The sequence below is a fragment of the Paenibacillus woosongensis genome (assembly GCF_030122845.1).
Lineage (GTDB): Bacteria > Bacillota > Bacilli > Paenibacillales > Paenibacillaceae > Fontibacillus > Fontibacillus woosongensis_A.
On record NZ_CP126084.1, the window covers coordinates 2399578 to 2411724 of the forward strand.

Annotated in this window: 13 protein-coding genes; all 13 read left to right on the forward strand. The window is 49.5% G+C overall.

Going from position 1 to position 12147, the window contains the following annotated elements:
* Positions 1-44 precede the first annotated feature (44 nt).
* The 13 genes from QNH46_RS10955 to proS all read left to right on the forward strand — a co-directional run bounded on the left by QNH46_RS10955 (position 45) and on the right by proS (position 12050).
* Entirely contained in the window at positions 45-1457 is a 1413-nt protein-coding gene (locus QNH46_RS10955; RefSeq protein WP_283928107.1) for a flagellar assembly protein A, read from the forward strand.
* Positions 1458-1495: 38 nt separating this feature from the next.
* Complete coding sequence (locus QNH46_RS10960; RefSeq protein ID WP_213588601.1) at positions 1496-1816, forward strand: hypothetical protein; 321 nt, start codon at positions 1496-1498, stop codon at positions 1814-1816.
* Between the two features lie 49 nt (positions 1817-1865).
* Entirely contained in the window at positions 1866-2516 is a 651-nt protein-coding gene (locus tag QNH46_RS10965) for a hypothetical protein (RefSeq protein WP_283928108.1), read from the forward strand.
* A complete protein-coding gene (locus tag QNH46_RS10970) occupies positions 2516-3154 on the forward strand; it encodes an MltG/YceG/YrrL family protein (protein WP_283928109.1) in 639 nt (212 codons plus the stop codon). Before QNH46_RS10965 ends, QNH46_RS10970 begins: the two co-directional genes overlap by 1 nt.
* A gap of 199 nt (positions 3155-3353) precedes the next feature.
* Positions 3354-4052 carry a 30S ribosomal protein S2 gene (gene rpsB / locus QNH46_RS10975; RefSeq protein WP_155610996.1) on the forward strand — a complete coding sequence of 233 codons (699 nt, stop codon included), beginning with the start codon at positions 3354-3356 and terminating at the stop codon, positions 4050-4052.
* A 144-nt stretch (positions 4053-4196) separates the two neighbouring features.
* Positions 4197-4847: a translation elongation factor Ts gene (gene tsf / locus QNH46_RS10980; protein ID WP_283928110.1), complete on the forward strand. Its 651-nt coding sequence runs from the start codon at positions 4197-4199 to the stop codon at positions 4845-4847.
* Positions 4848-5011: 164 nt separating this feature from the next.
* A complete protein-coding gene (gene pyrH / locus QNH46_RS10985) occupies positions 5012-5740 on the forward strand; it encodes a UMP kinase (RefSeq protein ID WP_213588598.1) in 729 nt (242 codons plus the stop codon).
* Positions 5740-6294, forward strand: coding sequence for a ribosome recycling factor (gene frr / locus QNH46_RS10990; RefSeq protein WP_283928111.1), 555 nt, complete (start codon positions 5740-5742; stop codon positions 6292-6294). The genes pyrH and frr overlap by 1 nt, the downstream gene beginning before the upstream one ends.
* A gap of 70 nt (positions 6295-6364) precedes the next feature.
* Positions 6365-7132 (forward strand): undecaprenyl pyrophosphate synthase, encoded by a 768-nt coding sequence (uppS, locus tag QNH46_RS10995; protein WP_283928112.1) that lies wholly within the window; start codon positions 6365-6367, stop codon positions 7130-7132.
* Between the two features lie 21 nt (positions 7133-7153).
* Positions 7154-7957 carry a phosphatidate cytidylyltransferase gene (locus QNH46_RS11000; RefSeq protein ID WP_213588595.1) on the forward strand — a complete coding sequence of 268 codons (804 nt, stop codon included), beginning with the start codon at positions 7154-7156 and terminating at the stop codon, positions 7955-7957.
* 71 nt (positions 7958-8028) lie between these two features.
* Entirely contained in the window at positions 8029-9168 is a 1140-nt protein-coding gene (locus QNH46_RS11005) for a 1-deoxy-D-xylulose-5-phosphate reductoisomerase (RefSeq protein ID WP_283928113.1), read from the forward strand.
* Between the two features lie 155 nt (positions 9169-9323).
* Positions 9324-10565 carry an RIP metalloprotease RseP gene (gene rseP, locus QNH46_RS11010; protein ID WP_430691930.1) on the forward strand — a complete coding sequence of 414 codons (1242 nt, stop codon included), beginning with the start codon at positions 9324-9326 and terminating at the stop codon, positions 10563-10565.
* A gap of 33 nt (positions 10566-10598) precedes the next feature.
* Positions 10599-12050 (forward strand): proline--tRNA ligase, encoded by a 1452-nt coding sequence (gene proS / locus QNH46_RS11015; protein WP_283928408.1) that lies wholly within the window; start codon positions 10599-10601, stop codon positions 12048-12050.
* The last annotated feature ends 97 nt before the right edge of the window (positions 12051-12147 follow it).

A 12147-nucleotide genomic window follows, 5' to 3' on the forward strand; every position in this document is an offset into this window, starting at 1 on the left:
ACAATTGGCTTATTAGAATTAATGAATGGAAGGAGGAACGACTTATGGATTACATGAATGATCTTGGCCAAATATTGAGCGTGACAACAAATGACGACAAAACGGTTGCATACCTGCAGTTTTTGAAGAAAGATGAAGAGTTTACCTGCACTCCGGAGGTTTTGCAGCATTTTTTGCGCGGCGAAGGCATCAAATTCGGCATACAAGATGATATTGTTGCCCGATTTGCCATGAATGCGAAGGAATACTTTTTTAGCAAGACGCCGATTGCCATTGGGATCGAACCAGTACAAGGGCAGGACGGATCGATCCGTTATGCCGTGCCGATGGATGGTGAGGATCAGCACCATCGACCGGCGGAAAGCGATGACGGTACCGTGGATTTCAAGGATGTAACTCGACTGAACAACGTTCGGAAGGGACAACTCATTGCTGAGCTGGTTCCGCCTGTACCCGGTCATCCCGGAACGGCGGTCACCGGAGAGTCGATTCCCTGCAAAGAAGGGAAGGCAGCACGTTTTAAGGTGGGCAAGAACGTTGTTCTTAATCCGGAACAAACGGCGATGTATGCGGCCATCGACGGCTTGGTCACCCAGACCGAAAAAGGCAAGCTGAATGTATTTCCGGTTTACGAGGTCAATGGCGATGTGGATTACAGCATCGGGAATATCGATTTCGTAGGCACCGTTGTCATACGCGGCAACGTTCTGACCGGATTTCGGGTATGCGCCTCCGGAGATATTCGCGTCGTCGGCGGAGTAGAGGGCGCAGAATTGATCGCAGAAGGATCTATTGAAATTACGGGCGGCATTATTGGTTATAACAAAGGGCTCGTTAAAGCAGGGCAGCAAGTAAAAAGCGCCTTTATCCAGGACGGCAATGTGACGGCTGGCGAGGACATCGTTGTAACCCAGAGTATTATGCACTCTAATGTTCGTGCCGGCAGAGATGTGATCTGCAGCGGCACCAAAGGTCTAATCGTTGGAGGCAACATACAAGCCGGAGAACGGGTTATGGCGAGAGTTATCGGCAATCCGATGTCTACGGCCACGTCGATCGAGGTGGGCGTTCTTCCGGAGCTGCGCAATGAGCTGCTGGAATTGCGCCAACAGCTGAAGGATCAAATGGCGAATGTCGACAAGACCGAGAAAGCGCTTACCCTCCTCGATCAATTAGCTTCTATGGGCAAACTCACGCCGGATAAGGTGGCGATGCGATCCAAGCTTAACTTGACCAAGAAATCGAGCATGCAGGAACTGGAGGAGATCAGGGAGCGCATGCTGCATATCGAGAAGGCATTGGAAGAAACAGGCAACGCACGTGTGGATGTTCTGAAGATGATCTATGGCGGCTCCAAAATTGTCATAGGCAGATACACCAAATATATTAAAGAACCGATATCCAGAATGTCCTTCTATTATACCGAGGGAGACATCGCTATGTCGGCTTACGTCTAATCCATGCAATTGTCCTAAAACGGCGCGAGGTGATTGTCATGAATATGAAATCCGTGGAAATGCAAATCGCTCTTCCCCGTACTAATGAAGCAGGGCGCATCCAGCAGGATCAGCAGCAAAGACCGCTTATCGACCAGACTATACTTGCCGGGCAGAACATGAAGACGAGCGAGCTTGAGCGCGGGAAGAGCCAGGCTATGGAGCAAAGCGCGCGCAACAAGACGGTAAAGCGGGAAGAAGATGCCGCTTCAGGCCAGGACAAGGAACAACGGGATGCCGAAGAGCAGCAGGAGGAGCGGGACAAGGAAAAGGCCGCAAAGCATCCTTTTAAAGGCCGGCACATCGATCTGTCGCTCTAAACTGTAAGACGCCTAGATCATTACACACAGCAAAAAGGTGAGGATAACATTGTCATTTGGAGAACCATGGTTTTATATTGTGATACTTGGGGCTGCTTCTATATTATATGCATTCATTCTACCCGGGCGGAAACCGGCCGGAGCGAGCGAAGCTGCCAGTGATGTGGAAGCCACCCTTGAACAGTATATGGCGGATATTGAGAAAGAAAATGAGGAACTGATCGATTTGGTCGCAGGGATGAAGCAAGAGCTAACCTCCAAGCAAATGTCGCAGCAGGAATCGATTGCAGAGCTGCGCCAGCGTCTTCTTGAGGCGGAGCAATTGAATCGGCAGCTGGAATCCCGAATGGGAGCTTTGGAAAAATCAGCGTCATTAACCGGATTACCGGCATCTGGGCCTTTAGCAACTCCCTCGATCAGCGACTCATCTACTCAAGTGACAGTGGCTCATTTAGACAATGCAAGCCTTTCTACAGCCGAACCTGAAGCGGCTGACAGCTTGGGAGCGCCGCTCCCTGAAGCTGCAGGCGAGCCAGAAGCAGAGACGCCGGGAGCGGAGAATTCTCTGCGAAGCAGATATCCGGAGCTGTTTGACTTGTACGAAAAAGGCAAATCCATCGATATGATCGCCAAATCTATCGGTATCCAGCGCGGTGAGGTCCAGCTTATTTTGCAATTGGCTAACAGGGAGGACGCTTAATGTTTAGAAATCGCAACTTCATGTTAGGACTTGGGATTGGACTTATCGTCGGCGCTTTTTTATTGCAATTGATGAATATTGGACAAGGACAGCAGAATAAACCCGTTACGGTCGAGCAAATTCAGCAAGCTGCCGAGAAGCTTCGATTGAAGGTTGTGAGCGAGGATGAGCGTCTGCTGACGGAAGAAGAGTGGAAGGCCGAAATGGAGAAAAAGGCTGCGGAAGAGCCGGTTCAGCCGAAGCAGCCTGACACTCCAGACAAGCCTGCGGTGCCGCAGGAACCGCATTCGGACGGCGAAGGCGCCTCGAGCAGCTCGGCAACCAGCAAATCTGAGGCGGCCGTCCCGGCGGCACCTGAGCTGCCAGATGCTAAAGCCCCGGCAACCGCCGAATCCGCTTCGGTCAACCAACCTGAACCTGTAACCGTAAAATACAAAATTGCTTATGGCGACAGCCTGACCGCGGTCGCCGACGGTTTGCAGAAGGCTGGGGTGATCTCCAGCAGCGAAGCATTTATCAAGGAAGCATCGAAGCGCGGCATAAATACAAAAATCAGAACCGGGACGTACTCGTTTCAAATCGGCGAGAAATACAGTTCGATCATTACAAAAATTACGACTAAGCCATCTGCCAAATAGGATGGTTTTCCTTGTTTTAAGGTATCAAAGAACTTCAGTTGCATCCACGTGCCGATTATGGTATATTAATTGACGGTGTTATAACGCACGCAGGTTGATTTTACCAAGGGTGCTTGCCATGAATATGGGAGTCTTGGTTAAAGATGAAACTTGCGGAGGAAGCATCAAACAAAAACCAAATCTTAGGAGGTGCGTGGAGATGGCAGTCATTTCCATGAAACAACTGCTTGAAGCAGGCGTACACTTCGGACACCAGACACGTCGCTGGAACCCGAAAATGGACCGTTATATCTTTACTGAAAGAAACGGTATTTACATCATCGACCTGCAAAAAACAGTCAAGAAAGTCGAAGAAGCTTATAATTTTGTAAAGAGCATCGCTGAAGAGAATGGTACCATTCTGTTCGTAGGTACTAAGAAGCAAGCTCAAGATTCCGTGAAAGAAGAAGCTGAGCGCGCTGGCCAATTTTATATTAACCAACGCTGGCTTGGCGGAACTCTAACCAACTTCCAAACCATTCAAAAACGGATTGATCGTTTGAAACAATTGGAGACTTGGGAAGAGGACGGCACTTTCGAAGTGCTTCCGAAGAAAGAAGTTATCATTCTGCGCAAAGAGAAAGATCGCCTGGAGAAATTCCTTGGCGGTATCAAGAACATGAAGGGTCTGCCAAGCGCGCTGTTCGTCATCGATCCTCGCAAAGAGCGCATCGCTGTTGCGGAAGCACGTAAATTGGGCATCCCAATCGTAGGTATCGTTGATACAAACTGCGATCCGGACGAAATCGACTATGTCATCCCAGGTAACGACGACGCGATCCGCGCGGTTAAATTGTTGACTGGTAAAATGGCAGATGCTGTGATCGAAGCAAACCAAGGGGAGCAAACAACGGCTTAATGCTGAGCTTCCATTATAAGTAATGAATTAAATGAAAAGGGTGGTTGGTAGGTGTCAAACCTCTCACTGCCCTTTTTTTAAAGGATAAATCTCTGGTCATTTTCACAGATTAGGTCCTATAATTGATTATGGAGGGAATTTAAAATGGCAGTTGATGCAAAAGCGGTAAAAGAACTACGCGAAAAAACAGGTGCAGGTATGCTTGATTGCAAAAAAGCGCTTGAAGAAGTTAATGGTGATATCGAGAAAGCAGTCGAATTTCTTCGTGAGAAAGGTTTGGCTGCATCTGCGAAAAAATCCGGACGTATCGCTACTGAAGGTATCGTAGAATCTTACATCCATGCGAACGGTAAAATCGGCGTTCTCGTTGAAGTAAACTGCGAGACGGATTTCGTTGCGCTTACGGATCAATTTAAAGAGTTCGTTCGCGACATTGCAATTCATATCGCTGCGTCCAACCCTCGTTACGTACGCCGCGAAGACGTTCCGCAAGATGAAATCGAGAAGGAGAAAGAAATCCTTAAAGCTCAAGCGCTCAACGAAGGAAAACCTGAGAAAATCGTTGAGAAAATGGTGGAAGGACGTATTTCCAAATACTTCGAAGAGTACTGCTTGCTGGAGCAATCCTTCGTTAAAGATCCGGACAAAACAATCTCCACGCTGCTTAACGAGAAAATCGCTACAATCGGCGAGAATATCTCGATCCGTCGTTTCGTTCGTTACGAGCTGGGCGAAGGCCTGGAGAAAAAAGTGGATAACTTTGTAGAAGAAGTTATGTCCCAAGTGAATCAATAAGAGCACCATTCAATTAAATGTTATAGAGAGATGGAACACGGCGTGTTCCTTCTTTTTTAACCAAACGCCCTTAATTGTGTGAGCCTGGGAAGCGCGGTCCCTTCGTTGGGCCGTTCTTCTCCGGCAACCTCTAAGAGGGTTCATCTAAAGTGGAGGGTATACAATTGGAGCAGCCAGTTTTTAAACGTATTGTATTGAAGGTCAGTGGGGAGTCGCTAGCCGGTCAAAACGGGTATGGGATTGATGCGGAGACGATTTCATCGATTGCTCAGCAAGTGAAAGAAGTGGTTGAACTGGGCGTGCAGGTCGCCATCGTATGCGGTGGGGGCAACATATGGCGCGGTATTGCGGGCAGTGCGAAGGGCATTGACCGTGCTACGGCGGACTATATGGGGATGCTGGCTACCGTCATGAATTCGCTCGCTTTGCAGGATGCGTTGGAGCAAATCGACGTGCCTACGCGGGTTCAGACTTCGATCGCCATGCAGCAAATCGCGGAGCCTTACATACGGCGCCGTGCGATCCGGCATTTAGAGAAAGGCCGCGTCGTCATATTTGCAGCTGGAACAGGCAACCCATTCTTCTCTACGGATACGACAGCAGCACTGCGTGCCGCTGAAATTGAAGCCGAAGTAATTCTGATGGCTAAAAATAAAGTGGACGGCGTATATTCTGCGGATCCGTTCGTGGATCCGACAGCCGAGAAATATGAAATACTTACCTACATGGAAGTGCTCAGCAAAAACCTGGGTGTTATGGACTCCACGGCATCATCGTTATGTATGGACAACGACATTCCGCTTATCGTGTTTGCGATTACGGAACAAGGCAATATTAAACGTGTAGTCCTCGGTGAGAAAATTGGAACGACTGTGAGAGGAAGTGTAGATTAATGCCGCAATCGATTAAGAAAAACGCTGAAGAACGTATGGATAAAGCGATTCAGGCTTTGAAAAGAGATTTGGCGACATTACGTGCCGGAAGAGCCAATTCTTCACTGCTAGATCGCATTCAGGTGGATTATTACGGAACCCCAACGCCGGTTAATCAGCTGGCGAACATCAGCACGCCGGATTCCCGTACGTTGATGATTCAACCTTGGGATAAATCATCGCTGGCCGAAATTGAGCGCGCGATTCAGAAGTCCGACCTGGGACTTACACCCGCTAATGACGGCTCGATGATCCGTTTGTCGATTCCACCGCTCACGGAAGAACGCCGTGTGGATTTGGTCAAAATGACGAAAAAATTCGGTGAAGAAGCGAAGGTTGCGATCCGCAACATCCGTCGAGACGCAAACGATGATATCAAGAAGCTTGAAAAAACGGAGATTTCGGAGGACGAATCCCGCCGTTATCAAGAGGATATCCAGAAGTCAACGGATAAATTTATCGCGGAAGTCGATAAAGTGCTCGCTGCGAAAGAAAAAGAGATTATGGAAGTTTAAGAGACGAAAAGCGGCCCCTCCTTTTACGGTGGGGTTTGTCTCTTTTTCATCACCGGCTGGAGGAAGAGGAATGATCAAGTTATTTCAATCCTGGTGGAAAAATAGGGGGAAACGTACTGTCGCAGCGCTGCCAGCGGACAACATTCCGGAGCACGTCGCCATCATCATGGACGGAAATGGACGTTGGGCCCGCAATAAAGGGCTGCCGCGGATTGTTGGACATCGCAACGGAATGAAGGCCGTGAAGCGGGCGACGATTGCAGCGGATGAACTGGGCATCCGGATTTTAACTTTATATGCGTTCTCTACGGAAAATTGGAAACGTCCGAAGGATGAAGTGGATTTTCTGATGTCGCTGCCGCAGGAGTTTTTGGCCCTTGAGCTTGAGGAACTGATCGAGAAGAACGTTCAGGTGCGCATGATGGGCCATACGGACAATCTTCCCCGGCATACGCTTGAAGCGATGGAGGAAGCGGTCTCCCGAACGGAAAACAACACCGGCCTCATTTTGAATTTTGCCCTGAATTACGGCAGTCGCCGCGAGATGACGGAGAGCATGAAGGTGATCGCACGCGAGGTTCAGACGGGGCAGTTGTCCCCGGAGGACATTACGGAAGAAATGATCAATTCCCATTTATTATCGCAAGGATTGAGCGACCCGGATTTGCTCATTCGCACGGGCGGTGAACTCCGGTTGAGTAATTTCATGCTCTGGCAAGCGGCTTATAGCGAACTTTGGTTTACGGATCTATATTGGCCTGAATTCGGCCGCGAGCAGCTGGTGGAAGCGGTCGCCGAATATCAGCGGCGTACGCGTCGCTATGGTGGATTATCATAGCAGGATAGAAGGTGTAGAAGGTTGAAAACACGTTTAATTACAGGACTGATTGCCGGCGTCTTTTTTTTAGGCATGTGCCTGATCGGCGGAATAGGATATCAGATGCTCATCGTGGCTATGGCTTTGGTAGGCTATTATGAGTTTGTCCGGATGATCAAACTGCCCCCGTTCAGAGGCGCTGCAATTTTCGGTTATATATGCATACTCTATATGACGTTTCCCTGGAGTCTGCTGGGCCTGAGCATGCCGCTGGAGGTTTTGCCCGCCCTGTGGTTAATGATGTTCCTTTTCCTGGCCATTACGGTGTTTACCAAAAATGATTTTCCAATTAGCGAGGCTGCTATCTTGTTTCTTGGAACTGCCTATATCGGTATCGGATTTTCGGCCATTGCGATGACGCGAATCACGCCGGATGGACATGGCGTCTTCTGGACGTTTCTGATGCTGGCAGCGATCTGGAGCAGTGATGCAGGGGCTTATTTCACGGGAAGAAGGTTCGGCAAGCATAAGCTATGGCCGGCCATTAGCCCTAACAAAACTGTGGAAGGGGCCGTCGGAGGCATTGCTTTGGCTGTGGTAGCAGCGGTGATATTCTCCCTGTTCTCGGGCGGACTCCTAACGATTGGACGAGCACTTCTTCTTGGCGTATCAGCCGCTGTTGTGGGACAACTTGGCGATTTAATCCAGTCTGCCTACAAGCGGGTTTACGGGATTAAGGATACGGGCAAGCTTCTGCCGGGTCACGGCGGTATTCTGGACCGCTGCGATAGTTGGGTTGTGGTATTTCCGTTCGTACATATTCTAATGCTGCTTCCTTACTACTAAGAATCTGTCCTGAAAATATAAGGGTTCCTTATGGGCCATGGAAATAGTCATTAAATCAGGTGAGGTATGTTATGAGAAAAATAGCTGTCATTGGTTCCACCGGATCGATTGGAACGCAAACGCTGGATGTTGTCAGACAGCATCCTGATCAATTTGTCGTTGAAGGCTTGGCTGCGGGTTCGAATATCGATCTATTCGTCCGGCAGGTCAACGCTTTTCGTCCGAAGAAGGCTTCCATCGGAAATAAGCTGCTTGCGGAGCAAGTGGCCCCGCTGCTTCCGCCTGGGGTTGAGCTGTATTACGGCGAGGAGGGCCTGATCGAGGTTGCTGCAGGCACCGAGGCTGATTTTGTGCTGAGCGCTATTGTTGGGAGTAGGGGACTGCCTCCAACCTTAGCTGCGATTGCCGAGGGGAAAACGATTGGGCTGGCTAATAAGGAAACGCTGGTGACGGCAGGGCATATCGTTACAGAGCTTGCTAAGCAGAAGGGGGTTGCACTGCTTCCTGTAGACAGCGAGCACTCGGCGATTTTCCAATGCTTAAACGGGGAGAGCAGAGATGATGTCGAGCAGATTACATTGACGGCTTCGGGAGGCTCATTCCGCCATTTATCGCGGGAGCAGCTTGAAAATGTGACGCTGGAGGATGCCTTGAAGCATCCCAACTGGTCGATGGGAGCGAAACTAACGATCGATTCGGCCACGATGGTCAACAAAGGATTGGAAGTCATTGAGGCGCATTGGCTTTTCGGTCTTCCATACGATAAAATCAATGTGCTTCTGCATCCCGAGAGTATTATCCACTCTTTCGTTGAATATCGTGACGGAAGCGTGATTGCCCAGCTCGGTACTCCGGATATGCGCATCCCCATTCAATACGCGATGACATATCCTGCTAGATTCTCATCCGCATCCAAACGTTTGTCGCTGGCAGAGGTCAGCAAGCTTCATTTTCAGGAAATGGATTATGAGCGATTCCCCTGTTTAAGACTTGCCTTCGAATGTGGTAAAATAGGTGGGACAGCGACGACGGTGTTTAATGCAGCCAATGAAGCTGCGGTCGCCCGTTTTATGAAGCGGGAAATTCCATTTCTGCGGATTGAAACGATCATTGAAACCGTACTCTCCAGGCATATACCTCAAAAACAAGCCGACCTTGAAACGATTCAAGCTGCGGATCGGTGGGCTAGAGAGATGGCCGCATCGTTGTAATCACCCCGACCGCTGGGCAAAAAAAGTTTCCACAATGGTATTCTCTTGTGCCTGATCGGAGAATAATGATAATCTTAAATGAATTGGACGATCTGTGGCTAAAAGGAGGATGCTTTCGATTGGAATTGCTGAGAATTATATTTTTGACAGTGCTCATGTTCTTCGTCATCGTTACGGTTCATGAGTGGGGACATTATTACTTTGCCAAACGGGCTGGGATACTTGTACGTGAATTCGCGATTGGCTTCGGGCCGAAACTGTTTTCTTACCGCAGGGGAGAGACCCAGTTCACCCTTCGTTTGCTGCCATTTGGCGGATATGCGAGAATGGCAGGAGAGGATCCGGAACTCGTTGAGATCCAACCCGGACAAACCATAGCCCTGCGCTTAGACGGACAAGATGTCACTAAAATTTATCTCGACCGTCTGGATAATCGAAAGAATGTCATTCGTGGCGAAGTCACTGAGATCGATTTGGAAGACCGGCTCGCTATCGTTCTGGACGTAGATGGAGAAATTCTCAACTATAAAGTGCATCCTCAGGCAATGATGGTGGCCAAAGGCAAGGAGACGCAAATCGCTCCTCGCAACCGGCAATTCGCGAGCAAGACGGTGGGTCAGCGGGCATTATCCATCTTCGCCGGACCGCTGATGAACTTCATTTTGGCTTTTGTCCTCTTCGCCCTTCATACGCAAATGGCAGGAATTCCTTTGGATAAACCTGATCATTTGGAAATCGGTGACGTCATGGACAATATGCCCGCCTCAGAGGCTGGATTACAGCGAGGCGACATTATCGAGACGATTAACGGGGTGCCTGTAGGCACGGACGCTGAGAAATTGATTGAGACGATTGCTGCTTCGAAGGACGTACCGATGGAATGGACGGTACGCCGCGGGGATCAGGTGCTGCCGATTACGATTACGCCGCGAGCGATGGAGAATCAGCAGGGTGGCAAAGTAGGCACCACGATCGTAACTTATTTCGAGATGCGCAAAGCCAGTTTCGGCGAGACGTTTACTGTCGCTGGCAAAGATATGGTGAATACGACCAAAATGATCTTTATCGGCTTTCAGCAATTGATTCAGAAATTTTCGATGGATGACCTGGGAGGACCGGTACGGACCTTTGAGGTGACAGGGCAAATTGCGAAGCAAGGTATCGTGAAATTGACCTACTGGGCGGCGATACTGAGTTTGTATCTGGGCATTTTTAATTTACTGCCGATTCCAGCTCTCGACGGCAGTAGGCTCATCTTCCTTGCCGTTGAGGCGGTTCGCGGGAAGCCGATTGATCCGAATCGCGAGGGAATGGTTCACTTTATCGGCTTCGCCATGTTATTTCTGCTTATGATTGCTGTAACCTATAATGATATTTTGCGATTAATTAACGGATAATATTGTGTTTATTATGGGAGGACTAGGTTGGATATGGCTAATGAGGAGAAACAATTCGTAACTGAAATTACCCCGCAAAGCGAGGATTTCTCGCGCTGGTACATCGACGTCATCAAGAAGGCGGACTTGATGGATTACTCGCCGGTACGCGGCTGCATCGTCTTTAAACCGGACGGTTACGAAATCTGGGAGCACATTCAGGAAGAATTGGATCGGCGCTTTAAAGAGACAGGACACCGCAACGCTTATTTTCCTCTCTTTATACCGGAGAGCTTCTTTCAGAAGGAGAAGGAGCACGTCGAGGGATTTAATCCTGAGCTCCCATGGGTAACCGAAGCAGCGGGCGAGAAATTGGAGGAGCGCCTGGCTATTCGTCCGACCTCGGAGACGATGATCGGCCATATGTACGAGAAGTGGATACAATCTTATCGCGATCTTCCGGTACTGATCAATCAGTGGGCCAACGTCGTTCGCTGGGAGAAGCGCACATTGCCATTTTTGCGGACGAGCGAGTTTTTGTGGCAGGAAGGCCACACGGCGCATGAGAATGAGCAGGAAGCTCGTGAAGAAACAATGCAAATGCTGGAAATCTATCGCGATTTCGTTGAAAATTATCTCGCCATCCCGGTCATCGTTGGACAGAAAACACCTTCGGAGAAATTCGCCGGGGCAGTGGATACCTATTCCATTGAAGCGATGATGAAGGATGGGCGGGCCGTTCAGGCCGGAACATCGCATTACCTGGGCACGAATTTTGCTGTAGCTTTCAATATTCAATATTTGAATCGGGATAACGTTCAGGAATACGTGCATACGACCTCTTGGGGCGTCAGCACGCGTCTGATCGGCTCTCTCATCATGGTTCATGGCGATGACCGCGGGCTTGCTTTGCCGCCGAAAGTGGCGCCGAAGCAGGTTATGATCATTCCAATCGGTCCTCCTAAGACGCGCGACGCCGTAGTAGGACGAGCGGACGAATTGTTCGCTCAGTTGAAGAAGGCAGGCATCCGTGTCGGAATGGATGATCGTGCAGATGTGCGGCCAGGCTGGAAATTCAATGAATATGAAATGCGCGGTGTGCCTGTACGCCTTGAAATTGGTCCGCGTGATATGGAAAATGGCGTCTGCGTGCTCGTCTCCCGGATTTCCGGAGAGAAGAAGGTTGTACAGCAGGATAATCTTGTAGAAGAGGTTCAGGCGATGCTGGAGCAGGTTCACAACGAAATGTACGAACGTGCTAAAGCTTTCCGCGACGAGCATTTCTACAGCGTGGAAACACTGGATGAAATGAAAGCGAGCATCGAAGAGAAGCGCGGCTTTACACTGGCCGGCTGGTGCGGTTCCGAGGCTTGCGAGCGTCACGTCAAAGATGAGACTGGTGCGACAAGCCGCAATATTCCTTTTGAACCGGCGACGAAGAAATCGAAATGTCTCGTATGCGGCGAAGAAGCTAAACATACGGTTGTTTTTGCAAGAGCCTATTAATGATGAAGTAAGAATTCAAATAGGAGGGCTTCCGGCAGTGAGCTGTCGGGTAGGCAACAGCCTGCTCGGACCTCGTGAACGGAAGCTCTCTTTTAAA